Genomic DNA, 25668 nt, shown 5'->3' on the forward strand with positions numbered 1-25668 from the left:
AAGACTTAGGCAAAGCTATGGCAGAGGCCGCACAGCCCAAAAATGGCTCCGAGCGTGTCGTTGCAATTGGAAAAGCCTACCTATCATTTGCTCGAAAGGAACCAAATCTGTTCGCTACAATGTTCGGTGAAGCCATGACGGATTTGAAAACGATTGAAGCGGATGCGCTCCGATCAGCAGGCCACGATACGTTTGCAGTTTTGCGCAAAGAAGTAGCTATCGTTCTTGATGTTGATTTTGATGCACCAATTGCAGGTGAGACAGCTTACGCACTTTGGTCAATGGTACATGGGCAATCGGTTCTAGCTCTCGACAACCGTGATGCCGTCGTTGGAGATGTGATAAACACAGAAAAAGTGATGCGGCAGATGACGCTTAGGATACTGGTTGCAGGTCCTCAATAGTCCCTTTCCATTAGCCAAAGACTTCCCTGTCGCCGGCTACTACTACATCGGTTACTACACAGGAGCGCGACCTCACAAAAACTATCGAGCAAATAAGATGAACTGTGGACTTATAACGCTTTTATGCCGTTCCAAGTGCTCTTTTCGGCCACTTTCAGTTCGAAGGCGAGGAGGCTTTTCCACCCTAAAGATGTGTGCCTCCGACGTAAATTGTAGCAGTTATTGATACACTGACAGATGGCTGCTTCGGCCTCCCTTCGCGGTTGCCACGTGAAGTGATCCCCATTTTAGCGTCCATCGATGTCCGCTGGCTGGGCTTTAGCAAAAAACGGTGTCCTGCGCAGGAATAGTCGGGTGCCAAATTTTATTGGGCAGGTTGCGCCTTTTTGGGAGTTCGTTTTCGGGTTAGCAAACTCGTCACGGGACGTGCGGCTAGCGCGTGACGATAAGAACGTACTGTCAACCAGCCCCAGACTACTGTCACCGTCAACGCTGCCGTGTAGGCCGTACCTTCAGGAAAGAGCCACACTGCGAGGAGTGCCGCAAACGGCGTGACCTGCATCATGTGCGTGGCAAAGAAGTGAGCCACCCTCAGGTCGCCACGATCAAGTGACCAATCTGTCACTGGCATTCGGCGCTCACGGACAGGCTTTTCGCCAAAGAACGGCCCTTGTCGTACGCCGAGATGGTAGGCAGCGACGAAAGTCATCACTGTCCCAAAGATCAGTCCTGCGGCGGAGGCGTGTTGCACGGTCCGGGACAACGCAAAGCCCCCGTCCATCAGCACCGTCCCGCCCAATATCGCCATCGGTGCCGTCACCACTGCCGCCAAAACTGCCATCGTCAACTCCAGCTTGCGCAAAAACGGGCTGGAGTCGTTGAAGTGCGACGAGATGCCAAGTGCTGCAGTGCCACCGATGAAGCCCACCATATAGACGAGGGATGCTGCCATGATCCCGGCCATCCATCCCATCCAGTCGGCAGTTTGCAGCTGTGGCGAGAGCCACGTCAGCACCACCGCAAAAGTCGAATAGTGGATCCCCAATGAGGAAGAGAACCGCATTGGTTTAATCCAAACGTTTTCTCCGTGGAGCGTACGCCGGTCTAGTAGTCGCCCAACCACGCATATTCCGAACCAGACTGCACAGAGGGCGACGCTTGCCCACATGAATTTCTCCGATAGCGTTAAGTATATGATTTCCATTTGTCTGCCCTCGCTTTGATTTACGTAAGTATCGCTTACTTGCGGATTAGGTAAGTTGCACTTACAAAGGGTCAAGAAGTTTTTGAGGCGGCCCGAATGGCAGCGAAGATAGAGCGCGGCGCTCTGCGCGATGCGCTACTCGATGAAGTCAAGAGCGTGTGCGAGGCGGACGGCCCTGAAGCCGTCTCCTTTGGACGCATTTCTAGAGGGTTGGGCGTAAGCTCAGGTGCTCCGTTCAGGCTCTTCGCCTCACGCGCGGAAATCTTTGGAGCGCTCATTATTCGTGAAATGTCTCGGTTAGACGCAGAAATGAAGGCCCAGGCTGTGGACAATCCCGAGGTGCAGATGCGTGGTTTGTGTGAGACCTACCTGAATTATGCCGCGGGCAATCCGGCGATGTTTCGGCTGTCTTTCTCGGTGTCTGCGACCACCATGAAGGACCGCGACCTGGAAGCGCTTGGGCGGCGCATCTATGGAAGAGTTCGGGCAGCCGTAGCCGCCTGTATGCCTCAGGCATCTGCCGAAACGGCTGAGACAGTTGCCTATCTTTCCTGGACCCGCTTGCACGGCCACGCGCTTCTGAAGATGTCAGGGCAGTTGGATGACGTGGATGTGAGCGTTTCCGACAAAAGGGTAATTGACGCAACCTTGGAAGAAATCACTCGTAGCGCGTAACGCTGTACTAACACAGGCCATAGGATTTTCTCTGCTGGCCGATGGTTTTTGCGCTTCGGGTGCTGTTTCATTTCCGCTGGCCAAGGCTAGGTTCGCCAGACTTCGTTCCGCCCACTTTGGCTAATGATCTGTCCAAGACCGGAAAACTCTGATTCAATATACTTGCTGAACCGTTTCACAGCTGGTCGCGGTTGTCGGTCATTCCGCCAAAGTAGACCTAGTTCTCGGTCGGGGTGATCTATCTTTATCGGCAGGGATGCTACCGCCTTGCTGTGCTTTTGCATAAAGACAACCGAAAAGGGCAATACTGTGAGCGCGTCTGACCCGCTCAGAATGCTAGTAATTGATGCCAGTGATCCGCCCGTAAAACTGACTTTGAAGTCTTTGATGCCTATCGATTTGAGTGCCAGGAGCAAGTCTTCATAAAGCGGGCTGTCTGCTGGCGGAGCGATCCAAGGAAAATCAGCAATCTCGGCCAGTTTTAGAGAAGATCTGCGAGCTAGAGGATGTGAGGGCGCACACGCAATGACGTTCCTTCCTTTGAGGATGGGTTTGAAACTCAAGCCAGGTGGTACCCTGTCATGTCGCACAGGACAGATTGCGATATCAATGTTGCCCACGTTTAGCTGTTCGGTGAGGTCCGCGAGATAGCCGTAGGTCTGGTGAATGGCGACCTCGGGAAAGGCGGTCTGGAATGAGGCGATCATGTTTGAGATCACACCGTCCATAAAGATCGGCGTACCCGCCAGACGTGCCGTCCCGGATTTGCCGCCATTGTAGAGATCTGCCGCCGCTTCTGCGGCTCGGGCCGCTTCTGCGATGATGCGCCCTTGCTCGGCAAGGGTCTGGCACAGCTCTGTCGGGTGCAGCGGGCGTTTGCCTTTTTCAAACAGCCTTGATCCCAGTCGCGCCTCCAGCATCGAGATGGTGCGCGACACGCTGGGTTGAGACTTCCCCACCATCCGCGCGCCATCGCTTAGCCCCCCGGCGTCGACGATGGCAGAGAGTAGCTGGAGGTGGTTGGGATCTATTTGCATAGCATGAAGGTATATTAGGTCATGCGGTTTCGATCAACTGAACAGTTTTGCGAGGTTAAAAAGGGATCAATCAAGACCGGGAGGGGGCGATGGTTGACACCATTCAAGATTATCTGCGTTCTGTCCGCGTCCAGTTCGGCGCGGCGATCCGGCATACGATCCGCGCCGAAGTTGACCGTTTGGGCTGCAAGCGGGCGCTGGTGCTCTCCACCCCTCAACAATCGGACGCCGCCTGTCTGATCGCGCAGGACCTTGGGTCCCTTGCCGCTGGGGTTTTCAGCAAGGCCGCAATGCACACGCCGGTCGATGTCACTGAAGAAGGCGTGGCCCATGCCCGCGAAACCGACGCTGACTGCGTCGTTGCGATTGGTGGCGGATCGACGACAGGACTGGGCAAAGCGATTGCCTATCGCACCGACCTGCCGCAAATCGTCATTCCGACCACCTATGCGGGGAGCGAAGCGACACCCATTCTCGGCCAGACCGAGAATGCGGTGAAGACCACACTCACGGACCCGAAGGTGCTGCCGGAAGTCATTCTTTATGATCCCGAACTGGTGGTCACCCTGCCTGTCGATATGACCGTCACCTCCGCCTTGAACGCGATGGCCCATGCGGCGGAAGCGCTTTATGCGACGGGTCGGACGTCAGAGACGGATGCGCTGGCCCAGGAGGGGCTGCGGGCGATGGTCCAAGGGCTGCCCGGTGTTCTGGAAGCGCCTGACGATCTTGCCGCACGAGAGGCGACCTTGCGCGGGGCCTGGGCCTGCGGCACCGTTCTGGGGCAGGTGGGCATGGCGCTGCATCACAAGCTTTGTCACACGCTGGGCGGCTCCTTTGATTTGCCACATGCGCAAACCCATGCCGTCGTTCTGCCCCATGCCATCGCTTACAATGCGCGCGCCGCGGCCACAGAGTTGCAGCCGATCTGCGATCTTCTGGGGGGTAGAAACGCGGGGGCCGCCCTGCACCAGTTTGCGCAACGGATGTTCGCGCCGTTGGCCCTGCGCGACTTCGGGTTGAAGGAAAGCGATCTGGACCGCGCAGCAGAACTGGCGACGACCAAACCCTATACGAACCCACAGCCTGTCACCCGCGAGGATATTCGAGAGCTGCTGCAAGCCGCATGGGCTGGGGACGCGCCAAAACACTAACGTCTCGTGGACGACATTAACGATTGATTGAGTTCAGGGAGGACCTCATGATTACACGCCGCACATTGCTGAAATCCACCGCCGCCACCGGGTTGACACTGGCTGCGCCCGCGCTGGCGCAGGGGGCCAAGATCCGCATCGGGTATGTCAGCCCGCAATCGGGCCCCCTTGCCGGGTTTTCGGAGGCCGATCAGTTCGTTATCGACGGTTTTCTCGGGTCGGAGGCCGGTGCCAATTTCGAAGTGGTCGTCAAGGACAGCCAGTCTAACCCCAACCGCGCGGCGGAGGTCGCAAAAGAGCTGATCATCGATGATGAGATCGATATGATGCTGGTGGCCTCAACGCCTGAGACGACGAACCCAGTTGCTACCACCTGCGAAGCTGAAGAGATCCCGGTCATCTCAACCGTGGCCCCTTGGCAACCCTACTTCATTGGACAGCAGGGCAATCCGGGCGATCCCGGATCGTGGCGGCCTTTTGACTTCAGCTTTCATTTTTTCTGGGGTCTGGAAGATGTGATCAGCGTTTTCACCGCGATGTGGGGTCAGTTGGACACCAACAAGCAAGTCGGCGGGCTGTTTCCCAATGATGGGGACGGAAATGCCTGGGGCGATCCTAATGTGGGCTTTCCCAAGCCGCTGGCGGAGCTAGGTTACGGACTGACCGATCCGGGGCGGTATCAGAACCTGACGGATGATTTCAGCGCGCAGATCAACGCGTTCAAACAGGCCGATTGCGATATTGTCACCGGCGTGCCGATCCCGCCAGATTTTACGACCTTCTGGACGCAGGCGAAGCAGCAAGGGTTCACCCCTAAAGCAGCCAGCATTGGTAAAGCGATCCTGTTCCCGCAGGCAGTAAAGGCCTTGGGCGATCAGGGTCATAACCTCAGCTCTGAAGTGTGGTGGACGCCGAACCATCCATTCGCGTCTTCGCTGACGGGCACCTCGGCAGGTGATCTGGCGGCCGGGTATGCGGCGGCGACAGGCAAGCAGTGGACGCAGCCCATCGGCTTTGTGCATGCGCTCTTCGAGATGGCGGCAGATGTGATGGGCCGGGTCGATGACACGCGCGACCCGGATGAGGTGACCGCGGCAATAGCGGCGAGTGAGCTGAATTCCATTGTGGGCCGCATCGCCTTTGATGGCGCGGGGCTGCCGCCTTTTGCGGCGGCAAACGTGGCTAAGACGCCGCTGGTGGGAGGGCAGTGGCGGCTAAAAGACGGGGGCGGTTACGATCTGGTGATCATCGATAACTCCGATCATCCCGAGATTCCGACCGGTGGCACGATGGAAGCCATCAGCTGACCCGGAGCGGCCCTACACCCCGCAGGACCGAAGGAGAGCCGCGACATGAGCATTTTAGCGCTAAAGGACGTCAGCAAGAAGTTTGGCGCGCTGACCGTGACGAATGGTGTGACCTTTGACGTTCCCAAGGGGCAGGCCCTTGGCATCATCGGTCCGAATGGGGCAGGCAAGTCGACTCTCTTTAACCTGATCACGGGTAACTTGAGCGCGGATGCAGGGCGCATCCACTTTCAGGATCGCGATGTCACGCGGGTTTCGGCGAAGGATCGCTGTCTGTCCGGTGTCGGACGGTCCTTTCAGATCCCGCAACCTTTTGAAAAGCTGACTGTTTATGAAAACCTGCTGGTCGCCGCAACACATGGGTGCAACCTGAGCGAAGCGGCGGTGCAGGCCGATTGCGCGGATGTTCTGGAACAGACAGAGTTGATCCGTCGCGCCAACACACCTGCTGGGCAGCTGTCGCTGTTGGAGCGCAAGCGGCTGGAGCTGGCCCGCGCCATGGCGACGCAGCCCAACCTTTTGTTGCTGGATGAGATTGCGGGCGGGCTGACCGAGGGGGAATGCCAGGCGCTGATCGGCACGATCAAGGACATCCACGCGCGTGGGGTCACCATCATCTGGATCGAGCATGTGTTGCACGCGCTGACATCGGTGGTTGAACGCCTGCTGGTGCTGGATTTCGGCAAAATCATCGGCATTGGCGATCCGGACGAGATCATGGCCAGCAAAAAAGTCCGTGAAATCTATCTGGGGATAGACATCTGATGGCCCTTTTGCAGACAGAAGGGTTGACGGCGCACTATGGTGATTTTCAGGCGCTCTTCGGTGTAGACATCGAACTGGCTGAGCATGAGACGGTGGCGATCATCGGCGCAAACGGGGCGGGCAAGACAACGCTCATGCGCTCGATCTCGGGCGTGCTGGGCAATGCGCCATCGGCGGTGCGATTTGACGGGGTCGAGATTGGCACGCTGCCAGCCGAAGACATCGTCAGTCAGGGCGTGGCGATGGTGCCGGAGGGGCGCAAGCTTTTCCCGTCGCTTTCGGTCGAAGAGAACCTGCTGATCGGCACCTATGGTCGCAAGACCCGGGGTCATTGGAACCTTGAGACGATTTATGAACTGTTCCCGATCCTGAGCGAGCGGCGGCACAATCCCGGCATGGCCCTGTCGGGTGGGCAGCAACAGATGGTGGCCATTGGCCGCGCGTTGATGAGCAATCCGCGCGTGCTGCTGTGTGACGAGATCAGCCTCGGGCTGGCGCCCGTGGTGATCAAGGACATCTACGATGCGGTGCCCAAGATCAAGCAAGCCGGTGCCAGCCTGATCGTGGTCGAACAGGATATCGCGCAGGCGCTAGCGGTGGCCGACCGGGTCTATTGCATGATGGAAGGCCGGATCACGTTGACTGGCACCCCCGACAGCCTGAGCCGCGATGCGATCTACGACGCCTATTTCGGAGCGAGCCAATGATCTGGGTTGATACCATCATTCAGGGTATCCTGCTGGGCGGACTCTACGCGCTGTTTGCGGCAGGGCTTAGTCTTGTTTTCGGGATCATGCGGCTGGTCAATCTCGCACATGGCGATCTGATCGTCATGGGGGCTTATCTGATCCTGCTGCTGGTCACCCTGCTGGGCCTGCCGCCGTTTCTGGCCGCCGTCGTTGCGATGCCGCTGATGTTCTGTATCGGCTGGTGTTTGCAGAAATTCCTCCTGAACCGAACGCTGGGCGATGACATCCTGCCGCCTCTGCTGGTCACCTTCGGGCTGTCGGTTGCCTTGCAGAACGCGCTGCTTGAAGGCTTCTCTGCCGACAGCCAGCGTTTGCCCACCGACGTCCTGACAACCGCGTCCATACAGGCCGGTCCTATCTCGCTGGGTGTCATGCCGCTTTTGACATTCGCCTCTGCCGTGCTCGTGATCGTCGGGCTAAACCAGCTTTTCTATCGTACCGAGCTGGGCCGCGCGTTTCGCGCCACCTCGGACGATGCCACTACGGCAAGCCTGATGGGGATCAAAACCGCGAACATCTTTGCGACAGCCACTGGTATTGCATTGGTAATCGTCACGGTTGCCGCGCTCTACCTTGGGCTGCGGGCGAACTTTGATCCCAACATCGGGCCTGCGCGGCTGATCTATGCCTTTGAGGCGGTGATCATTGGCGGTCTCGGTTCACTATGGGGCACGCTGGCGGGGGGCATCATCATCGGGGTGGCGCAGACGCTGGGCGCTGCAATCAATCCCGAATGGCAAATACTTTCCGGTCACATCGCGTTCCTGCTGGTGCTGCTGGTCCGACCCCGTGGCCTTTTCCCAAGGGCGCATGACTGATGAGCTATATCGTCACCACACAGACACGGGCTTCAAGTGTTTCGGCCATTGCTGGCATCCTGCTGATCCTCATGCTGATCGCGCTACCGTTCTTTGCAGGGCGAGGCACCATCCAGGACATGTTCTTTATCCTCACGATGCTGACGCTGGCGCAATTCTGGAACCTGCTGGCGGGCTATGGCGGACTGGTCAGCATTGGTCAGCAGGCTTTTGTCGGCGCAGGCGCTTACGCGCTATTTGCGCTGGTCATACTGGGCGGGTTCGATCCGGTACTGGCGGTCGCCCTCGCGGGGTTTGCGGCGCTCGCCATCGCGGTGCCGACGGCCTTCTTCGCCTTCCGCTTAAACGGGGCCTATTTCGCCATAGGCACTTGGGTCATCGCCGAGGTCGTGCGCCTGATCGCATCGCAGTGGAAATCGCTCGGCGGCGGTACTGGCACATCGCTGCCGCGCGATGCAACGCGCGACATGTGGTTTGTAGAGATGATCGAAGAAACACTTGGCGTTCGTTCCGCCGCGGCCCGCGACATTCTTGCCTATTGGATCGCGCTGGTGCTGGCGTTGGTCACCATCGGTGGCATTTACTGGTTGCTGCGGACCCGGCGCGGCCTGGCGCTGGCCGCGGTGCGCGACAATATCGAGGCGGCCAAGTCCGTGGGTGTCGATGCGGGCCGGATGAAGTGGATGGTCTTTCTGACATCCGCTTTTGGCACCGGTGTCGCGGGCGCGCTGATCTATCTGCAAAAGGCACGGATCAGCCCGGATGCAGCCTTTAGCGTCACGGATTGGACGGCTTATGTGATCTTCATCGTTGTAATTGGCGGCATTGGCACCATGGAAGGGCCGATCATCGGCGTGCTGGTCTTCTTCGCACTGCAATCGCTGTTGGCTGACTTTGGCAGCTGGTACCTGATGACACTGGGCGTGCTGGCCATTTCAATCATGCTGGTAGCGCCGCGCGGTCTTTGGGGCCTCGTCTCGGAACGAACTAGCCTGCAGCTTTTCCCAATTCAGCGTCGCCTGAGGGGCGGCCGACTTACCACTTCGGAGGATCAATAATGGCAGATATCGCAACGGACGTGCTTATCATCGGCACCGGGCCAGCAGGCTCTTCCACGGCGGCGCTTTTGTCGACCTACGGGATCGAGAACATGGTAATCAACCGTTACCGCTGGCTGGCCAACACGCCGCGGGCGCATATCACCAACCAACGCACGATGGAGGTGCTGCGCGATCTGGGACGCGAGGTTGAAGACGAAGCCTATATGTTCGCAGCCGATCAGGAGCTGATGGGCGAGAACGTCTTTTGCGAGAGCTTGGTCGGGGAGGAGATCGGGCGGCTGAAAAGCTGGGGCACGCATCCGCTGTCGAAGGCGGAGCACCTGCTATCCTCGCCCACGTTCATGAACGATCTGCCGCAGACGTTCATGGAACCCTTGCTGTTCAAGACCGCATGCCAGCGCGGCACGCAGGCGCGGATGAGCACCGAATACCTGAGCCATATACAGGACGCGGAAGGGGTGACGACAACCTGTCTGGACCGGCTGACGGGAAAGGAGTTCAATATCCGCTCGAAGTATCTGGTCGGGGCCGACGGTGGTAATTCGCTGGTGGCTGAGCATCTGGACCTGCCGTTCGAGGGGCAGATGGGCGTTGGCGGGTCGATGAACATCCTCTTCAAGGCAGACCTGTCCAAATACGTCGCGCACCGTCCGTCGGTCCTTTACTGGGTGGTGCAACCCGGTGCGGATGTGGGTGGTATAGGTATGGGAGTTGTTCGCATGGTCCGCCCCTGGAACGAATGGCTGATCGTCTGGGGCTATGACATCAGCCAGCCTGCACCGGACGTCGACAACGCATTTGCCGAGAAGGTTGTGCGAGAATTGGTGGGTGACCGCGATTTGGATGTCGACATAACCAGCTGGTCGACTTGGACGGTGAACAACTACTATGCCACGCGTCTGCAAAAAGACCGGGTGTTCTGCATGGGGGATGCCATCCATCGGCATCCGCCTTCAAACGGATTGGGGTCGAACACCTCGATCCAGGACGCCTTCAATCTGGCGTGGAAGCTGGCGGCGGTGCTGAAGGGGCAGGCCGGTGAAGCACTGCTCGACACCTACTCGACCGAGCGAGCGCCGGTGGCCAAGCAGATTGTGACCCGGGCGAACCAGTCGATTGGGGAATTCGGGCCGATCTTTGATGCGCTCGGTCTGACCGAAAACAATGACCCCGAGGTGATGCAGGCAAACCTTGAAGCGCGGTGCGATTCAACAGCGGCTGCGGAGGCGCAGCGGGCCGCGATCCGGGAGGCGATTGCGTTCAAGAAGTACGAATTCGACGCGCATGGGGTTGAGATGAACCAGCGCTACACCTCCAGCGCAGCGGTCACGGACGGGCAGGTTGAGCCGGATTTCGCGCTGGATGCAGACCTGCATTACCAGCCGACCACATGGCCGGGTGCGCGCATTCCGCATGTCTGGCTGTTTGACGGTGACGGTGCCAAGCACTCCACACTCGATCTGGCCGGCGGAGGGGCCTTCACCCTGCTGACCGGCCTGGGTGGCAAGGCCTGGACCGAGGCCGCGGCTAAGGTGGCCGACGCATTGGGCATCACCATCAACGCCCATGTCATCGGTCCGCGGCAGGAACATGTGGATCACACCGGCGATTGGGCTCGCGCGCGGGAAGTGAGCGATTCAGGCTGCGTTCTGACCCGCCCCGACCAGCATGTCTGCTGGCGGCATGACGCCATGGCCGAGTACCCCGAGGCCGAACTGACGCGGGTTCTGACCGCCGTTCTAGCGAAATAGGAGAAGATCATGAGCACTCAGGAGCAAGGATACTTCACGGAAGAAAACTCGGCCGAGGTGGTTGTCAGCCGGACATCGGCGGATGCCGAGGCGCGGTTGGCAGAAGCGACAGCGATCATCGTCAAACACCTCCATGCGGCCATCAAGGAACTGGAGCCGACGCAGGAGGAATGGTTCGAAGCTATCCAGTTTCTGACCAAGGTCGGCCACACCTGCGATGATTGGCGGCAGGAGTTCATCCTGCTGTCCGATACCCTTGGCGTGTCAATGCTGGTGGATGCGATCAACAATCGCAAGCCAAGCGGAGCGTCGGAATCGACCGTGCTTGGCCCCTTCCACGTACCAGATGCGCCGGAACTGCCCATGGGGTCGGACATTTGCCTTGACCAGAAAGGCGAGCCAATGCTGGTCAAAGGCCGCATCACCGGCACCGATGGCAAGCCGATCGACAAGGCCAAGATTGATGTCTGGCAAGCCAATGACGAAGGGTTTTACGACGTTCAGCAAAAGGGACTTCAGCCCGAGTTCAACCTGCGCGGTGTCTTTCGAACGGGCGAGGATGGGGCCTATCACTTCAAGGGCGTGAAGCCGAAATTCTATCCGATCCCGGATGACGGACCAGTTGGGCAATTCCTGCAAAAGCTGGGGCGGCACTCCTATCGGCCCGCGCATCTGCACTACATCCTAGAAGCGGAGAAGTTCGAGACGCTGATCACACATATCTTCGATCCCGACGATCCTTACATCCATTCGGATGCGGTTTTTGGCGTCAAGGAAAGCCTGTTGGCGACCTTTGAGCGGGTCGAAGACCCCGACCGCATCGCCGCAGCGGGTTTTGAGGGGCCCTACTACGAGGTTGAACATGACTTTGTACTGGCGCCTGCGCCATGAGCGATCCTTGCATCATCTGCGTGGCCATCACCGGCAGCCTGCCGCGCAAGGCCAACAACCCTGCTGTCCCGATCACCATATCCGAACAGGTGGAAAGCACCCTGGCGGCCTTTGAGGCCGGTGCAACCATTGTGCACGCGCATGTGCGCAATGATGACGAAACGCCCTCAAGCGATCCGGACAAGTTCGCCGCGCTGAAAGAGGGACTGGAAAAGCACTGTCCCGGTATGATCATCCAGTTTTCGACCGGTGGACGGTCGGGGGCGGGCAAGGCGCGGGGCGGGATGCTGCCGCTCAAGCCGGATATGGCGAGCCTATCGGTGGGGTCCAACAACTTTCCCACCCGCGTGTATGAAAACCCACCCGACCTGGTGAATTGGCTGGCAAGCGAAATGCAGATACATGGCGTCAAGCCCGAGATCGAAGCCTTTGATCTGAGCCACATCCTCAAATGCGCCGAGATGCAGAGAAAGGGTCAGATAGACGGAGTGCCTTACGTGCAGTTCGTCATGGGCGTGAAGAACGCCATGCCCGCCGACAAGACTGTGTTCGACTTCTACGTCAAGACGGTCAAGCGCCTGTTCGGTGAGCATGCGCCCTGGTGTGCAGCGGGGATCGGACCGGCGCAGATCGTGCTCAACGAATGGTCGGTCGCGGCGGGCGGACATGCGCGCACTGGGCTGGAAGACAACGTGCGCCTATCCAGGGAAAAGCTGGCATCGTCAAACGCAGCGCTTGTCAAGCGCGTTACCGAGATCTGCGAACAGAACGGGCGGGCCGTGGCCACACCCGCGCAGGCCCGGGCGATCCTGGGTCTGTGATCTGTGATCCCAAGAAAGGAAAGAGACTATGACTGACCCCGCACTTGCATCAGATGATGCCGCGCGCGCTGCCGCGGCTGCGTTTCAGGCCGAGCACCTGAAAGCCGATGAGAATACCCTGCGGCTGCTTTTTGGTGAGGCGCGAACGCATTACGGCTGGCAGGACCGTAACGTGGAAGAGGCCACGCTGCAGGAGTTGTTCGAAATTGCGCGTATGGGCCCAACCTCGATGAACCAGCAGCCGATGCGGCTGGTGTTCATTCGTTCAGATGAGGCTAAAGACCGTATCGAGCCCGTGCTGTTCGAAGGGAACCGGCCCAAGATGCGCGAAGCACCGGTCACGGCGATCATCGCCTACGACCTGAATTTTTGGGAGGAGTTGCCGCGGCTTTTCCCGCCGAATCCGGCGGCACAGGACATCTTCAAGAACAACGCCACCGCAGCGCAGATCAACGCTTTCCGTAACAGCACGCTACAGGGCGGGTACTTCATGCTGGCCGCACGGGCGGTCGGTTTGGACATCGGCGCGATGTCGGGCTTTGACAATGCCAAGCTGGACGAGGAGTTTTTTCACGGCACCTCGATCAAATCCAACTTCCTTGTGAACCTGGGCTACGCCGATACATCCAAGATTTTCCGGCGCTTGCCGCGCATGACTTATGACGAGGTCTGCGAAACGCTTTGACGACAACCGAAAACGAGATGCGCAAAAGCGCATGATTTGACTGGGAGGAGACCAGAGATGACAAAAACGACTTTTACGAAGTTTGCCTGCCTGCTGCCCGCAGCGGCCATCAGCCTGATGACGGCGGGCGCGGCAACGGCGGAGACCTACAAGCTGACCATGGCCGCGAGCCATCCCACGGTTTTGCCCTGGGTAGGTCAGCTTTCCACTACCGTGGTGGCCAAGTCGAACGAACGGCTTGAGGGAATGGGATCGGAAGACCGGATCGAGTGGACTGAGACCTATGGTGGTGCGCTATACGGGTTCAAGGATACGCTTGAAGCTGTGGGCGACGGGCTGACTGATGCGGGTTGGGTGGGAACCCTCTGGGAAGGGTCCAAGATGCCCTTGCAAAACATGACTTATTTTACACCTTTCGTATCCGACGATCTGGTCGCGACGCTGAAAATCATGAACGAGCTGCATCGCGAGATGCCGGAGCTGCAGGCGGCGTGGGATGATCAGAACGTCGTCTTTCTGGGGGCCAGCGGGGTAGAGACCTATCACCTGTTCACCAACTTCCCGGTGAATTCTCTGGCGGATCTGGATGGCCGGAAGATCATCGCGCCAGGGCCCTCCGCCAATTGGATCAAGTCGGTGGGTGCGGTGCCGGTGAACGGGGCCTTGCCGACCTACTACAACCAGATTCAGACGGGTGTGGCTGACGGGGTCGTGGTGATCATCACGGGTGCTTTCCCCAACAAGCATTACGAGGTCGCACCCTATGTCACGCTGGTGGGTTTGGGCGCGCAGATGACCGGCGGTCTGGGCATCAACAAGGATGTCTGGGAGGGGCTGTCGGACGATGTGCGCAGCGTCCTGACCGAGCTGGGCGAGGAATATACCGTTGCCCATGCCGAAGAGGTGATGGCACGCTACGAAAGCTTCCTTGCCAAGTTGCCTGAAGCGGGTGCAACAGTGACTGAACTGCCCGCGGCGGATGTGCAGGCCTGGGTAGATGGCCTGCCGAACCTGGCCAAGGACTGGGCCGAGGCGAACGCCGATGATGGTGCAGCCGCGGTGCTGGATGCCTACATGGCCAAGGTCAAGGCGGCCGACCTTGACCCGCGCATCGACTGGTCCGAGCGCGAGTAGGGGGCAGCCATGCGCGGTTCGAGCCAACACTTCCGGCGGCGCATTGATCAGACGGTGAGCGGGGTTTCCACGCTCACCGGCGTGATCAGCGGGGCTGCGTCGATCTGGATTTTCTGCCTGATGTTGCTGATCTGCGGCGACATTCTGGGGCGCACGCTGCTCAACACGCCGATACAGGGTGTGTCAGAGATCGTGGCAAATTCCATTGTCGCCATCGTCTTTTTGCAGGCCGCGCATACGCTGATGAGCGGGCGCATGACGCGCACCGACATTCTTATCGGCCCACTTGAAGAACATCGCCCTTTTGCGGCCGCGGTCATGCGCATTGTCTTCCATCTGGCGGGCATCGTGGTCTTTGCGCTGATTGCGCAGGGCACATGGCCGAAGCTGGTGGATGCCTGGGCCGAGGACGAGTTCTTTGGCGCGCAGGGTGTCTTTACCGCCCCTGTCTGGCCGATCAAGGCCTGTCTTTTCGGTGGATCGCTGTTGACCTGTCTGGCCTTTGCCACGCAGGCGCTACTCGATCTCAAGGAAATCCTCAGCCATAACCGTGCGGCCCCCCTGCGTATCCGGCACACGGTGCTGACCACGCCCCGGGGCTGGCCGATACTTGTTGTTTTCGCCGCCGTGCTTGTGGTTGGTTATGCGCTTGTCTTTGCGGATATGGACCGCATCGGTGTGGGGCTTGCCGCGATTGCCTTCATGCTGGTGTTGATCCTGTCAGGGGCGCATATCGCAGTGGTACTGATCCTGCTGAGCTTTCTCGGCATTTGGCTTATTCGTTACAATCCGACGGTTGCCATGCGCTCGCTTGCGCTTGCGGCGGATGGGGCGATCAATCGCTATCTCTTTGGCGTGGTTCCGCTATTTGTGCTGATGGGGCTGGTTGTTGATATCGCGGACATCGGGCGCGAGGCCTACCGGGTCGCGGCCTGGATGTTGCAGCGCATTCGCGGCGGGCTGGGCATTGCGACGGTGGCGGCGAACGCTGTCTTTGCCTCGATCACTGGCATATCCATCGCTTCGGCCGCGGTGTTCTCGCGCGTAGCTGTGCCCCAGATGGTGGCCAACGGGTACAACAACCGCTTTGCTTTGGGGGTTGTCGCCGGTTCATCCGTGCTGGGCATGTTGATCCCGCCGAGCTTGCTGCTGATCATCTATGGTGTTCTGGCCGAGCAATCGGTGGGGGCCTTGTTCCTTGCGGCGATTGTCCCCGGCGCGCTGCTGGCCTTCGTCTTTGGTACGGGCATTTACCTGATGGCCTGGCTACGGCCCAAGATGGTGATGCAGTCTGACAAGCCCACGGTAATCGAAGGCGAGACGTGGCGCAGCGCGCTGATCAAGCTGGTGCCCATCACCGCACTTGTTGTGATCGTACTGGGCGGCATCTACTCGGGCGTCTTCACCCCCACTGAAGCAGGCGCAGCGGGCGCTGCGGCAGCGATCGCGGTGGCGTTGCTGAAAGGAAGCCTGACCTGGGCGCGGCTGTGGCGGGTTCTGGTAGATACCGGGCTGGTGTCGGTCTCGATCCTGCTGCTGATCATCGCCGCGTCGATGTATTCGCGGATGCTGTCGCTGTCGACCATTCCGCAAGAGGCCACGATGTTCTTTGCCGAGGCCGGCTTTGGCCTGATGGGCTTCATGATGATCTACCTCGTTCTGGTGGTGATCATGGGGATGTTCCTTGATTCCACGTCGATCATGTTGATCTTGCTGCCCCTTGCCCTGCCGGTGGTCAGCGGGCTTGGCGGTGACTTGATCTGGTTTGGGATTGTCACCGTGATCGCAGTGGAGATCGGCTTGCTGACGCCGCCCTTTGGGCTGACGGTCTATGTGGTCAAGGCGACGATATCGGACCGTTCGACCAGCCTGGGCGATATCTTTATCGGCACCTTTCCCTTCGTGATCATGATGACGGTTGTCACGCTGATCCTCACCTTTGTGCCAGCACTTAGCCTCGTGTTCGAGTAGGAGCGGCCATGCGGTTCGTGTTTCAGGCTAAGGACGAGTTTGATTATCATTGACTGCAAATTGCTTCACTGGACAGGCGCCGGGAACACTTTGATTATGCGCTTTAGAAGCATGACGTTCACGTACTGCAATCTGGCCTGCTGATCGACGAATGCGGAACAAGATTTGTTAGGATAGCTTCTCTTTTTGGACGCACCAGATCGGGTCTGCATAGAAGTGGTAATCCAAGATGATCTTCTGACAAATTTCTGGATTTAGGCGTCTCTTGCGATGGATATTGCGAATAATCGGGAGGACAATCTACCTGCAAAGAAGCTATGCAAGTAAGTTAAGCAATTCAATTCGGAAGAAGTCGGTTGGGGTGCTGTAAAAGCCTCACCGCGTACGCCTGTGCAACTGTTCTGATCAATTGGAAAGAGCGTTTTTGGAACGCGTTGAAACAGAGAGGGCGCACCAATCGCTTGGTCTGAACCATGGCAGATTTTGCTCGGGTCCGTCGATTTTTCTGCCGGAGGTTTAGAGGCCTCTACGGCAAGTTCACGTTCCCTTTCGATGATGGTCACAAGCGCATCTTTCAGAAAGACTTCGAGCTTGGTTCTGGCACAGGCGAGGCACAAGCATTAAACCAACTGTGGCATCGCAATCGACCTGTCACAGAGCGTGACACCAAGTTTTCTTTGGAGCTACAACCCTGCGAACCAGTTGTAGCCCTGATCTTCCCAATATCCACCAGGGTACACGTTGGTCACTCTGATTTCAGTGATGGACTTAGCGTTCTTGAAACCAAGCTTTGTTGGGATCCTCAATCTGCAGGGTGCTCCATAAGGAACTGGAAGTGAACGACCAAGAAAATCTAACGCTAATATTGTTTGAGGATGGAAAGCAGACTTCATGTCGATGGATGTTCGATAGTCATCTGCGCAACGGAATTCGACGAACTTGGCGGACAAGTCCGCGCCAACAAAGTTTAAAACGCTTGAAAGAGGAACCCCTGACCACTCACCGACGGCGCTCCAGCCTTCAATGCATATCAGGCGCGTTACTTGAGTTTCCTGAGGGAAAGCGCGTAACTCAGATATCGAGAAATCGTGCTGTTTTTCAATCAAGCCATCAACACTAAGCCGCCAGTCTGAACCCTGTATCCTGGGGGCGTAGCTCTCTGGGTAGAAGGCATTGAACGGAAATGGCGAAGTAACATCTGATGGTTCATAAACCTGAGCCAACGTGGTTGGATCAAACAGAACGTCCTGAACCTTGTCGTTAAAGTCTGAAACGCGATCCAAGGCGGGCTCTCTCAAACTAGGGAAAGACATCACTCCAGCCGTCCCTCCAACAAAAGTCATCCCTGCCAGTCCTCCAAAAAAACCACGTCGACTGAGCCTGTGTTTCATTCTTTTTCCTTCTCAGGCTGTGCCCCAAAAAGCATCACCAATAGTGTGGATGGAACGATCATAACCATCGCCACGTGAATGAGGATGAATCCGACTAGTCCAGCCATGGACCAAAAGTGCCAACGCCGTACAGCTTCATAACCACCGAGACCTTCCGCGATAAATTGCAGCTGAACTGGCTTCCAAAGAGCAAGGCCTGACAAGATCACAAGTACGAACAGTGCGAAAACGGTCAGGTATAGAAGCCGTTGTGTGTGCACGTAGATGCCCGCTGAGTGCATGAGCCTCAGCTTCAAAGTATCTACAAACTCCTCAGCGAGAATCTTGCTGTGAATGGGTGAAAGGGCTGGGCCACCGCGCGCAAGAAACACACGCAAGAAGATCTGAAGAGTGGCCCCGAACATAAGACCCCACATGAACAGGAAATGCCAACGCAGTGCTGGTGTCAGATAGCCCCCCAGAGTGATCTCTTTTGGGAACTCGAAAGGGTAAAATGGAGCGGCATTGTAGATGGCCCAGCCGGACGTCGTAAGACCTAGGACACACACGGCGTTTAACCAGTGCAGCAGTCGCGTGAGTGGAGAAAAGGCTTTAGGCATTATCAGTCCTCCGGCTAGGTTTCGTTCAAACGGGTGGCAATCCACCGTTCTCGTGCTTGCCGACAAACTTTCCCGAAACTACGCCGTCACTTTCATCCGCAAAAATGACGACGTTGTCGCCAACGCTGATCTTCTCATCCGGATCGGGAGAAAAGCTGTTGATCGGCGCGGAAGTCGGAACATAGATGGTTTGCTGTTCCCCGCCATAAGTCACTGTCAGGATATTCTCTCCACCGCGCGCAACAACTTGAGCAACGGTGGCGTTGGTCATTTTGCTTTCCGGGCCCAGATCCCAAACTTTGAAGCCTTCGTTCATCCCGCGCATCTGTTCAGGAAATACAATAACCCCCAGAGCTCGACGGTTGCCATCAGGGGCGTCGATGGAAGGCACGGCGATATAGGCGTTTTGCGGAAGGTCGGATAACGAAATGTCGCGATACATCAAGACGACTGGTTCGGTTAGCTTGACTTCAATGCTTTGGCCCGCCGCGTTCTCTACCACTGCCACCGAACCGTCGAATGCCGATACGGTGCCTCTTACGCGGAGCGGGTCTGCAAAGGCGACATGGGCAGTCAAAGAAAGTGCCGCTCCTAGCAAGAAAAATTTGGTGTTCATTAGATGATCCTCTCATTGGCTTCAGTACCAGAAGGGGATCACTTTGAGGCCCTATTTCATATCGGGTAGATACCCGACCCAAACCAAAGATGAGCATGGTAGATCATAAGAATGAAAACACAGTCATTGAACCACGAAGTGCTCGCAGCTCTGGCATTCGCCGGGGACCTATCGATGGGGCAACCACCTGAGCACAGCCCTGCTGTGGCATGTCTTGCGGAAAAAATTGCAACCGAATTTGGCGCCAGCGAAGCTGTCAAACGCTGCACAGTTCAACTGTCACTGGTTCGCTGGGCTGGATGTACGGCAAATGCGCGCGAGTTTTCCGACTTGCTTGGAGATGACGTGCGCGGGCGCGCTCAAATGATTGCCGACCGGAACCCATTTGTCGATGCAGACCCGCCGGCCGGTTCACTCCACGCCGCGATAGAGCCACTAGCACTTGCCCACTGCGAAGCCACAGCAATTCTTTCGGAACGGATTGGGTTACTCCCGGAAGTCGCCGAGTCGGTCATGGACATCTTCGAGGCTTGGGATGGCAGCGGGTTACCATCGGGAAAGAGCGGAGAAGACATTGCTGAGGCAGCTCAGTATGTCGCGCTTGCGGGTGATGCCGAGGTATTCTCCCGGACATACGGAGTTCCACACGCTTGTGTTCTAATCTCCAGCCGAGCTGGGAAAAGGTATGATACTTCTTTGGCTCAGAAGGCAGCAATTCGTCTGCCTGCCTGGATCGAAGAATTGAAGTCTATTGATCTTCTGGATGTATCGATAAGCAGTGTCGGCGAGACAAATCGCCCCGAACTATCCGGTGAAAGCGCTGCACTGATACTCGGCGACTTCACCGATATCAAAGTTCCCGGACACGAGGGGTGTTGTCGTGTAGCAGTAGAAATCGTGGAAAAAGTAGTACCCAAACTCGGTTTGGAGAATGCTGTTTCGAAGTTGAAAATTGCAGCGGCCGTGGCAGGAATTGGCCGCGTCGCCGTCTCAAACACGAAACTCTCACTTTCGTCTGAGGCCTCACTCCTAGTCCCTCATTGGACAGAACGGATCCTATCTCGCATTCCTGAATTTGGTGCAGCGATCAAACTTGCTGGGCAGGCCTACGAACGGCTCGATGGTCGTGGTCTGGGGAAAGGACTTGCGGCGCAATCGCTTTCGTTGGAAGCACGCTTGATACAGGTCGTCCGCGCTGTCGTTGAGGCGCCTGATTGCATCGTTGAAGGCAAGATCAAGGTGGAAGCCATCCGATCAATGTTTGCAAGCGAAGCATACGCGGGCGGGTTTGATGAAAGGATCATCGAAGCGGTTTTGGTCAGCCTTGGTTCTAAAAGGAAGAGATCGAAGTTTCACGCGAATGAGGAACTTCTGACACCACGAGAAACCGAAGTGCTTCAGCAATTGGCGACTGGTGTGCCGAACAAACAAATCGCGCGGGATCTCGGTGTATCCCCAAAGACCGTGAGCACACATCTCGAACGCATCTACTTGAAGCTTGACGTTCGAACCCGAGCGGCGGCAACGCTGAAGGCCCTCGAAATGGGTCAGTTCTCAAAGCACTGAGGCATCGGGGAGTGAATATTAGTCGTTGGACTCAGCCTCTGCACTCACATGATAATCGTTCCTCTCCAGTTCGCTCAAGTTTGCGACGAATTGGCAAAAAGTGCGTCATAACAAACACAAAAGGCCCTCGGTTTAATGGATATTTTTTTGGGATTAACGATAGAATTTCTTGTGCTGTGATTGAGGAACCCAAAATGGCGGGATCAACTACCCACAGAATAGCACCAACCAGTCAAGGGACGAACCCTTTAGGATGCGAAGCTGGATCAAAAAGACACCTGTCCTTCCATGCAAGGGATTTGGTGCCAATGCCTCAAGAAAGAACCGAGGACCAACTCAACTTGACGTCTCATTGAGCACTGACGTTGGCAGCCGTGTCGGCTGCCCTCACTGCCAGGCCGAATGAGTTGTCCCAGGCAGTAGTATAGATCGCCACCATCATCTTATCGGCGCGCCCGGACGATGTTTCACCAGCTCACTGTACAAGCCGTCTTCAATCTGAAGCACCGCAGCAAACGTGCGTCTAAGGTCTTCCGCGCCACGGCCTAAAAGCAGGGAGGGTGCCGGGTGGTCTTCGGTCTTCTGAGGGGGCTTTTGTTCCGTCGCATGTATCCAAGCAGCGTTTGCTTTGAGGAGGGTCCGACGCCCGCTGCGCCGGTCCAATCCGACCCTGTTACCCTCGCAGCAGCCCCGTGACCATTCGGCCTAATCCTTCTAACACCTGCGCGATTTCTGGTGCAGCTGGTTTCCAAGCGGGTAGATAGGTGAGGTGGCCAGGTCCCTCATGTCCGGCTCCTTTGGCCTGTCGTTTCTGAAGGGATGGGACGTGGCAGAGAACCTCGTCCGGCAAAATCACTAAACAGCTGCGCTGCTCCGGGCCCACCCGTGTCCTCGGCTTCGCCTGCGGGCCGCGCCAGTGCGCCCTCCGGTGTTTCACCGGCCGAGAACCGTCTGCCTTGGCACGACCCATCGAAACGACACACCAAAGGAGACAGTCATGATCAACGCAGCAACCTTCCAAATCATCGGCCGCATCGGAAACCTCAACACCCTCGAAAAAGTCACCCATGTCTCAATCGCCTCAGACCGCTCCGTCAAACGGGGCGACGAATGGGTGACAGAGACCGACTGGAACAACGTCACCGTCTTCAACCCCGCCCTGCGCAAACGCCTTTCCAATGCAAAGGCCGGCCAAAAGGGTAACCTCGTCATCTTCCAAGGCACCATCCAGACCAATGCCTATGAGCAAAACGATACCAAACTCTACAAGACAGCCCTAGTCGCACAGTCCTTCGAAATCCTCTCCTTCAAGGCGGACGCTCAATGAGCGCCGCCGGCAGCTGGTGGCCCGTCGGCGACCACCTTCTCCCCGACGGCTTAACACTCACCCTGGAGGACCAGATGCAGCTTCAAGCCCATCTCGATATCGCCGAACGCGCTGCAGATCGGGCGGATGATATCCTCGCAAGGGCACGCGCCGCAAATCTCGATGCCGAAGAGATCGATCATCTCCGCGAGAAAGCCACCGCAGCCCGCATCGCCTATTACGACGCCCTCAACGCAGATCTGGCTCAATGAGCCAGGTCTTATCCCGGCTTGAGTGATCTTTTTTTGGGATGCGCTGAGCCAGTTTGATCGAGACGTGCGGCACGTCGGGAGCCATCGGTCCATGGGTTTTGTGAGCTCTGTCTGGGCGCGCCGTACCGGCCGCGCTCTACTCGCTGCGCTCCCGAAGCCCGCAAGCGGTCTTCGCCATCCGGTAACGATCGCTCGCGCAGGCTGAGGCCTAAACCTGCCGATACATCACCCTGGTATGCGGTCCACAGACCGCTCTTCAACGGCTTCGATTGCGTTTTGAGCACGTAGGGCGCATAGTGACCCCGCATCTTCCTTAGAAGGTGTGAGGCTTAGAAACCTCAACACTGGAAACCACCAACGGCCCTTGAGTTTGAGCGGCCGGGTGGCGGACGCTATGTCCAAGGCGCTCGCGCCTAAAAGCGTTCGCGCCTTTCCAGTGAAGGTTTCTAACACCCGGCTTGGGGTGGTCAGCCTCGGTCTCAGGAGGGCGTAGATTGGCGAAGAAGGCTCATTTATCAGAGGCAGAGGCCCAGTTTTTACTCGATGCATTGACCAATGCCGAGGCCGACAAAGCATTCCTTCAGCTTGCCGCCTATTTGAAAAAGAACGACCTTCAATTGTCCGATCAGATCTTGCAGCGGTATGTAGCTGATGAGCTGTTCGCCTGCTTTTCGGGTCGTGGGGACCTCTTCACCGCCGCCCTGCATGCTCAGACGCGCTAAACGTCCACTGGCTTCGGCCACCGGTTAACCATAGGTCATAATTGGGTTGGCCTCCAGCGCTTGTCTGGCCGTATGCTAAACACCGGACATTTGCTTCGATCCACGTGCAGAGCGTGTATTCCATTCCCGCTTGGGTTATGTAACGATATACATAACGATAAGTTTTAAGATGTGGTAGTGATGGACGATCGATCAGGCGCTTCTCCCCAAGGGGTGATCTCCTTCCGACAAAGCTGCCTCAAGGCGCTCGATGACGGTCGGTTCGATGATCTGGTTCTGCTTTTGGCTAACCATCTGCGGCGGCGCCGCGAAACCGTTAGCCTGCATGCCCGCGCCTCCCTGCCAGTTGATCGATCCAAGGCAAGCCCCATACGCGGAACCAAGCTGACGGCCGAAGAAGTCCTGTCCTACGATATTCGAGACAAAGGCTGGCACCTCGTGGCCCTGAAAGATCATGAGATTGTTGGCGCAGAACGCTTTCCTGTACCTTCAGATCACCCGCAGTTTGTCGAGCATGTGCAGGACTACACGAATGCGGTGCATGGCTATTACGGCGAAGACGCCATGGTTGTCGCTGCATTCCATTCCAATGGGCTACTGATCGAGTGGACGTTTTTGAGCGACTTCACGGCAGAGCAACGCAAATACTGATGGCCGGCTCTTGCACAACCCTGCCCAACGCGATGTGCTCTGACGCGCCAGAGCTTGGCACCAACGCATGGAGTATCTGTGGGGCAAAGGGGAGGCGCATCACCCGCAGTCTCTCCGGAAATATGGAATGTTGGCGCAGCGAAGACGGGCACCTTCATAGCATCAGCAGGCCGAAACTGAACGGCAACCGCATCGAGGTGCCAGCTCTCGCCTCTCTAACGATCCGTCAGCGTGGAGGATCCCCATCGGCCGTGCCGATCACAATCGAAGGCTTGCGTGATGATCGATATGGGGAGGACTTGCCGCGGAGCCAAACCACCACGCTTGCGACTGGCGCGGTCATGACCAAACACGGGCGCGCGGAGCCGGTCAGACGCAGGCTCCCGATCGATTGGCGTCGCTGATGGCCGGGTCATTTACATGGGTGGCCAACGTCCGTGTTGGAACGATCAAACCCTATCCCAATGCGCTTGTCATGACGGTCGTGCATGAACGGGATCATTTTACTGCCGGCGAAGGCTCAACATCGACTTCCCATTGGAACACGATCGTCTGTTATAGGGCCCCGTTACGAGATCGTCTTCAGTCCGCTTTGGCCCCCGGGGACCTGGTCTCATTCCAAGGATATGTCCGCACGACATCGTTCACCGATGACAGCAATGCAAAGAGACGCACTGTCGATCTGGTTGTGACGGCGTTTGACCTTTTGCATAAGCACATTGATGGCCCGCGTGCCTGACATCTGTCTTACGAGGGCCCGCGGTGATCAGGCATTTTCATGTCGCCAGGGCCGATCTCGTCAATAATTTCGAAGAGGATCGGTAGAAGTCGCAAACAACAGCGTGCTCACTTGGTCGTATAGCGGTTGGAGCGAACCTTCTTGTGACTGGAATTCAGAGTCGTGATTGGTCGTATCTGTAAGATGACGGCACTCGCTCATCCGGGTCGCCCTTCCTCTTGAACGACCGTCAGGGGGCATTTCCTAATCGACACCACTGGGCATGGGTGCTCCAAAACGCAATCTCGAAAATCCCTCCCGTGTCCTCGGCTTCGCCTGCGGGCCGCTCCCTTCGGGTTTTTCTCGGTGCGTTTTCTCGGCGGACCCCATGCTGTCCAGTGCCATCAGGAAATACCTCCTGACTGTATCAAAAAGGATCGGACCCATGAGCAGCAAACTCGCATCTCTCACCAAAAACGACAAAGACATCTTCGTCGGAACCCTCGCCACCATGGCCGTGCGCACCCGCATCTCGATCGTGCCGAACGCCAAAGCCCATGGCGACCAGCCTGACTACCGCATCTTCGCAAATGGCGATTATGAGATCGGGGCGGCCTGGAAGAAAATGTCCGAGACCACTGGCAACGAGTATCTCTCGGTGAAGATGGCAGCGCCTGAGCTCGGTGCGATGGCAATCTACGCCAACGTCATTGCCCTCGACCAGATCGGCGAAGACAACGTCACACACCTCATGCTGTGGTCCGCTCGTGAGCCGCAAGCTTCTGCCTCCCAGATGGCCGCCTGACCCGAACGAGAGACCGGGGCAAAGGCTGTCCCGGTCATTTCAGAAACGAAAAGGCTGTGCAGATGACAAAACAGGTATATCGCCATAAGTTAACGATACGAACGAGGAGGATCCTCCCGGAAAACGACATAATTGAGGATGCTCTAGGCCCCAACATGAAGACGCACCATGACACCGCATTTTGATCCCAAGGAACTCTTCGACACGGCATATGTGAAGTTCTTTGACGAAGCACCAAAAGCCGCCGCGCTCAAAGCGGGCGAGTTGGGCGTGAACATCGATATCTTTCGCCAGGTAAAGGTCCACTACCGCAAGGCCAAGGAAAACAGTGCCGCGCGGGTGCTAGCAGATATCTGCCAGGACATTCAAATTGATGGCTATATCGGCGGTTTGGAAGACAGCGCATTGCGCGTCGGCATGTCTTACGTCACTGTTCAACGCTGGCGGTCGCGCTTCTACGAAAACGGCCTGCTCGATTTGCACAATCGCAATGGCCTTTACTCCGTCAACCCCAAGATGGCGATCCTGAAAGGTGCGGATGGCAAGGTGATCAAACCACGTTCAAGCCAGTCCGGCGTGTTCACCTTCTAAGCCG

The 25668-nt window shown here is 57.3% G+C and carries 28 protein-coding genes; 23 read left to right on the top strand and 5 right to left on the bottom strand.

The window, feature by feature from the left end:
* Positions 1-17: 17 nt before the first annotated feature.
* The gene (locus KIN_RS22495; protein ID WP_243144991.1) at positions 18-404 is read left to right on the top strand and encodes a TetR-like C-terminal domain-containing protein; all 387 of its coding nucleotides are present in this window, start codon (positions 18-20) and stop codon (positions 402-404) included.
* A gap of 364 nt (positions 405-768) precedes the next feature.
* Here the strand turns inward: KIN_RS22495 and KIN_RS20275 are convergent, their stop codons facing one another.
* The gene (locus KIN_RS20275; RefSeq protein ID WP_159810586.1) at positions 769-1467 is read right to left on the bottom strand and encodes a hypothetical protein; all 699 of its coding nucleotides are present in this window, start codon (positions 1465-1467) and stop codon (positions 769-771) included.
* A 237-nt stretch (positions 1468-1704) separates the two neighbouring features.
* Here KIN_RS20275 and KIN_RS20280 point away from each other — a divergent pair, with 237 nt between their 5' ends.
* The gene (locus KIN_RS20280; RefSeq protein ID WP_159810588.1) at positions 1705-2283 is read left to right on the top strand and encodes a TetR/AcrR family transcriptional regulator; all 579 of its coding nucleotides are present in this window, start codon (positions 1705-1707) and stop codon (positions 2281-2283) included.
* An 86-nt stretch (positions 2284-2369) separates the two neighbouring features.
* Here the strand turns inward: KIN_RS20280 and KIN_RS20285 are convergent, their stop codons facing one another.
* On the bottom strand, positions 2370-3320 hold the full coding sequence (locus KIN_RS20285) for a LysR family transcriptional regulator (protein WP_159810590.1): 951 nt from the start codon (positions 3318-3320) through the stop codon (positions 2370-2372).
* 89 nt (positions 3321-3409) lie between these two features.
* Between KIN_RS20285 and KIN_RS20290 the strand changes: the two genes are divergently transcribed.
* The 12 genes from KIN_RS20290 to KIN_RS20345 are packed head-to-tail and all read left to right on the top strand — an operon-like array spanning position 3410 to position 16427.
* Positions 3410-4474: a maleylacetate reductase gene (locus KIN_RS20290; RefSeq protein WP_159810592.1), complete on the top strand. Its 1065-nt coding sequence runs from the start codon at positions 3410-3412 to the stop codon at positions 4472-4474.
* A gap of 47 nt (positions 4475-4521) precedes the next feature.
* Positions 4522-5781, top strand: coding sequence for an ABC transporter substrate-binding protein (locus tag KIN_RS20295; protein WP_159810594.1), 1260 nt, complete (start codon positions 4522-4524; stop codon positions 5779-5781).
* A 45-nt stretch (positions 5782-5826) separates the two neighbouring features.
* On the top strand, positions 5827-6546 hold the full coding sequence (locus KIN_RS20300; protein ID WP_159810596.1) for an ABC transporter ATP-binding protein: 720 nt from the start codon (positions 5827-5829) through the stop codon (positions 6544-6546).
* Positions 6546-7253, top strand: a complete 708-nt coding sequence (locus KIN_RS20305; RefSeq protein WP_159810598.1) for an ABC transporter ATP-binding protein — start codon at positions 6546-6548, stop codon at positions 7251-7253. Before KIN_RS20300 ends, KIN_RS20305 begins: the two co-directional genes overlap by 1 nt.
* Complete coding sequence (locus KIN_RS20310) at positions 7250-8113, top strand: branched-chain amino acid ABC transporter permease (protein WP_159810600.1); 864 nt, start codon at positions 7250-7252, stop codon at positions 8111-8113. Before KIN_RS20305 ends, KIN_RS20310 begins: the two co-directional genes overlap by 4 nt.
* The gene (locus KIN_RS20315; RefSeq protein WP_159810602.1) at positions 8113-9171 is read left to right on the top strand and encodes a branched-chain amino acid ABC transporter permease; all 1059 of its coding nucleotides are present in this window, start codon (positions 8113-8115) and stop codon (positions 9169-9171) included. Before KIN_RS20310 ends, KIN_RS20315 begins: the two co-directional genes overlap by 1 nt.
* Positions 9171-10925, top strand: coding sequence for an FAD-dependent oxidoreductase (locus tag KIN_RS20320; protein WP_159810604.1), 1755 nt, complete (start codon positions 9171-9173; stop codon positions 10923-10925). Before KIN_RS20315 ends, KIN_RS20320 begins: the two co-directional genes overlap by 1 nt.
* A 9-nt stretch (positions 10926-10934) precedes the next feature.
* A complete protein-coding gene (locus tag KIN_RS20325; protein WP_159810606.1) occupies positions 10935-11816 on the top strand; it encodes an intradiol ring-cleavage dioxygenase in 882 nt (293 codons plus the stop codon).
* The gene (locus KIN_RS20330; protein WP_159810608.1) at positions 11813-12637 is read left to right on the top strand and encodes a 3-oxoadipate:acetyl-CoA acetyltransferase; all 825 of its coding nucleotides are present in this window, start codon (positions 11813-11815) and stop codon (positions 12635-12637) included. The genes KIN_RS20325 and KIN_RS20330 overlap by 4 nt, the downstream gene beginning before the upstream one ends.
* 28 nt (positions 12638-12665) lie before the next feature.
* Entirely contained in the window at positions 12666-13322 is a 657-nt protein-coding gene (locus tag KIN_RS20335) for a malonic semialdehyde reductase (RefSeq protein ID WP_159810610.1), read from the top strand.
* Positions 13323-13379: 57 nt separating this feature from the next.
* Entirely contained in the window at positions 13380-14456 is a 1077-nt protein-coding gene (locus KIN_RS20340; protein WP_243144992.1) for a C4-dicarboxylate TRAP transporter substrate-binding protein, read from the top strand.
* Positions 14457-14465: 9 nt separating this feature from the next.
* On the top strand, positions 14466-16427 hold the full coding sequence (locus KIN_RS20345; RefSeq protein ID WP_306439017.1) for a TRAP transporter large permease subunit: 1962 nt from the start codon (positions 14466-14468) through the stop codon (positions 16425-16427).
* A gap of 683 nt (positions 16428-17110) precedes the next feature.
* On the opposite strand, the gene KIN_RS20350 is transcribed toward KIN_RS20345, so the two are convergent.
* Genes KIN_RS20350 through KIN_RS20360 form a run of 3 tightly spaced genes read right to left on the bottom strand, consistent with a single transcriptional unit; the run spans position 17111 to position 19033 of the window.
* Positions 17111-17818: a molybdopterin-dependent oxidoreductase gene (locus KIN_RS20350; protein ID WP_159810612.1), complete on the bottom strand. Its 708-nt coding sequence runs from the start codon at positions 17816-17818 to the stop codon at positions 17111-17113.
* A complete protein-coding gene (locus tag KIN_RS20355; RefSeq protein WP_159810614.1) occupies positions 17815-18417 on the bottom strand; it encodes a cytochrome b/b6 domain-containing protein in 603 nt (200 codons plus the stop codon). Before KIN_RS20355 ends, KIN_RS20350 begins: the two co-directional genes overlap by 4 nt.
* A gap of 25 nt (positions 18418-18442) precedes the next feature.
* Positions 18443-19033, bottom strand: a complete 591-nt coding sequence (locus KIN_RS20360; RefSeq protein ID WP_159810616.1) for a hypothetical protein — start codon at positions 19031-19033, stop codon at positions 18443-18445.
* Between the two features lie 111 nt (positions 19034-19144).
* On the opposite strand from KIN_RS20360, the gene KIN_RS20365 reads away from it, so the two are divergent.
* From KIN_RS20365 to KIN_RS20405, 9 genes are all read left to right on the top strand, one after another.
* Positions 19145-20599, top strand: a complete 1455-nt coding sequence (locus KIN_RS20365) for an HD domain-containing phosphohydrolase (RefSeq protein ID WP_159810618.1) — start codon at positions 19145-19147, stop codon at positions 20597-20599.
* A gap of 997 nt (positions 20600-21596) precedes the next feature.
* A complete protein-coding gene (locus KIN_RS20370) occupies positions 21597-21926 on the top strand; it encodes a single-stranded DNA-binding protein (RefSeq protein WP_159810620.1) in 330 nt (109 codons plus the stop codon).
* Positions 21923-22177: a hypothetical protein gene (locus tag KIN_RS20375; RefSeq protein ID WP_159810622.1), complete on the top strand. Its 255-nt coding sequence runs from the start codon at positions 21923-21925 to the stop codon at positions 22175-22177. Before KIN_RS20370 ends, KIN_RS20375 begins: the two co-directional genes overlap by 4 nt.
* Before the next feature lie 494 nt (positions 22178-22671).
* Positions 22672-22899, top strand: coding sequence for a hypothetical protein (locus KIN_RS20380; RefSeq protein ID WP_159810624.1), 228 nt, complete (start codon positions 22672-22674; stop codon positions 22897-22899).
* Between the two features lie 180 nt (positions 22900-23079).
* The gene (locus KIN_RS20385) at positions 23080-23550 is read left to right on the top strand and encodes a hypothetical protein (RefSeq protein ID WP_159810626.1); all 471 of its coding nucleotides are present in this window, start codon (positions 23080-23082) and stop codon (positions 23548-23550) included.
* Positions 23550-23954: a hypothetical protein gene (locus tag KIN_RS20390; protein ID WP_159810628.1), complete on the top strand. Its 405-nt coding sequence runs from the start codon at positions 23550-23552 to the stop codon at positions 23952-23954. Before KIN_RS20385 ends, KIN_RS20390 begins: the two co-directional genes overlap by 1 nt.
* Entirely contained in the window at positions 23954-24289 is a 336-nt protein-coding gene (locus tag KIN_RS20395) for a single-stranded DNA-binding protein (protein WP_159810630.1), read from the top strand. Before KIN_RS20390 ends, KIN_RS20395 begins: the two co-directional genes overlap by 1 nt.
* Positions 24290-24713: 424 nt before the next feature.
* Positions 24714-25073, top strand: coding sequence for a DUF736 domain-containing protein (locus KIN_RS20400; protein WP_159810632.1), 360 nt, complete (start codon positions 24714-24716; stop codon positions 25071-25073).
* Between the two features lie 168 nt (positions 25074-25241).
* The gene (locus KIN_RS20405; protein ID WP_159810634.1) at positions 25242-25664 is read left to right on the top strand and encodes a hypothetical protein; all 423 of its coding nucleotides are present in this window, start codon (positions 25242-25244) and stop codon (positions 25662-25664) included.
* Positions 25665-25668: the final 4 nt, after the last annotated feature.

Origin of the sequence: Litoreibacter roseus, assembly GCF_009811795.1 — a bacterium.
In the GTDB taxonomy this organism is placed as follows: Bacteria; Pseudomonadota; Alphaproteobacteria; order Rhodobacterales; family Rhodobacteraceae; genus Litoreibacter; species Litoreibacter roseus.

Excerpts from the sequence above, each read along its gene's own strand:
- KIN_RS20310 (WP_159810600.1), top strand. The coding sequence starts at position 7,250 with ATGATCTGGGTTGATACCATCATTCAGGGTATCCTGCTGGGCGGACTC.
- KIN_RS20285 (WP_159810590.1), bottom strand. The coding sequence starts at position 3,320 with ATGCAAATAGATCCCAACCACCTCCAGCTACTCTCTGCCATCGTCGAC.
- KIN_RS20275 (WP_159810586.1), bottom strand. The coding sequence starts at position 1,467 with ATGCGGTTCTCTTCCTCATTGGGGATCCACTATTCGACTTTTGCGGTG.
- KIN_RS20280 (WP_159810588.1), top strand. The coding sequence starts at position 1,705 with ATGGCAGCGAAGATAGAGCGCGGCGCTCTGCGCGATGCGCTACTCGAT.
- KIN_RS20295 (WP_159810594.1), top strand. The coding sequence starts at position 4,522 with ATGATTACACGCCGCACATTGCTGAAATCCACCGCCGCCACCGGGTTG.
- KIN_RS20300 (WP_159810596.1), top strand. The coding sequence starts at position 5,827 with ATGAGCATTTTAGCGCTAAAGGACGTCAGCAAGAAGTTTGGCGCGCTG.
- KIN_RS20290 (WP_159810592.1), top strand. The coding sequence starts at position 3,410 with ATGGTTGACACCATTCAAGATTATCTGCGTTCTGTCCGCGTCCAGTTC.
- KIN_RS20325 (WP_159810606.1), top strand. The coding sequence starts at position 10,935 with ATGAGCACTCAGGAGCAAGGATACTTCACGGAAGAAAACTCGGCCGAG.
- KIN_RS20305 (WP_159810598.1), top strand. The coding sequence starts at position 6,546 with ATGGCCCTTTTGCAGACAGAAGGGTTGACGGCGCACTATGGTGATTTT.
- KIN_RS22495 (WP_243144991.1), top strand. The coding sequence starts at position 18 with ATGGCAGAGGCCGCACAGCCCAAAAATGGCTCCGAGCGTGTCGTTGCA.
- KIN_RS20340 (WP_243144992.1), top strand. The coding sequence starts at position 13,380 with ATGACAAAAACGACTTTTACGAAGTTTGCCTGCCTGCTGCCCGCAGCG.
- KIN_RS20350 (WP_159810612.1), bottom strand. The coding sequence starts at position 17,818 with ATGAAACACAGGCTCAGTCGACGTGGTTTTTTTGGAGGACTGGCAGGG.
- KIN_RS20400 (WP_159810632.1), top strand. The coding sequence starts at position 24,714 with ATGAGCAGCAAACTCGCATCTCTCACCAAAAACGACAAAGACATCTTC.
- KIN_RS20315 (WP_159810602.1), top strand. The coding sequence starts at position 8,113 with ATGAGCTATATCGTCACCACACAGACACGGGCTTCAAGTGTTTCGGCC.
- KIN_RS20345 (WP_306439017.1), top strand. The coding sequence starts at position 14,466 with ATGCGCGGTTCGAGCCAACACTTCCGGCGGCGCATTGATCAGACGGTG.
- KIN_RS20370 (WP_159810620.1), top strand. The coding sequence starts at position 21,597 with ATGATCAACGCAGCAACCTTCCAAATCATCGGCCGCATCGGAAACCTC.
- KIN_RS20365 (WP_159810618.1), top strand. The coding sequence starts at position 19,145 with ATGAAAACACAGTCATTGAACCACGAAGTGCTCGCAGCTCTGGCATTC.
- KIN_RS20385 (WP_159810626.1), top strand. The coding sequence starts at position 23,080 with ATGGACGATCGATCAGGCGCTTCTCCCCAAGGGGTGATCTCCTTCCGA.
- KIN_RS20375 (WP_159810622.1), top strand. The coding sequence starts at position 21,923 with ATGAGCGCCGCCGGCAGCTGGTGGCCCGTCGGCGACCACCTTCTCCCC.
- KIN_RS20320 (WP_159810604.1), top strand. The coding sequence starts at position 9,171 with ATGGCAGATATCGCAACGGACGTGCTTATCATCGGCACCGGGCCAGCA.
- KIN_RS20405 (WP_159810634.1), top strand. The coding sequence starts at position 25,242 with ATGACACCGCATTTTGATCCCAAGGAACTCTTCGACACGGCATATGTG.
- KIN_RS20390 (WP_159810628.1), top strand. The coding sequence starts at position 23,550 with ATGGCCGGCTCTTGCACAACCCTGCCCAACGCGATGTGCTCTGACGCG.
- KIN_RS20355 (WP_159810614.1), bottom strand. The coding sequence starts at position 18,417 with ATGCCTAAAGCCTTTTCTCCACTCACGCGACTGCTGCACTGGTTAAAC.
- KIN_RS20335 (WP_159810610.1), top strand. The coding sequence starts at position 12,666 with ATGACTGACCCCGCACTTGCATCAGATGATGCCGCGCGCGCTGCCGCG.
- KIN_RS20360 (WP_159810616.1), bottom strand. The coding sequence starts at position 19,033 with ATGAACACCAAATTTTTCTTGCTAGGAGCGGCACTTTCTTTGACTGCC.
- KIN_RS20395 (WP_159810630.1), top strand. The coding sequence starts at position 23,954 with ATGGCCGGGTCATTTACATGGGTGGCCAACGTCCGTGTTGGAACGATC.
- KIN_RS20330 (WP_159810608.1), top strand. The coding sequence starts at position 11,813 with ATGAGCGATCCTTGCATCATCTGCGTGGCCATCACCGGCAGCCTGCCG.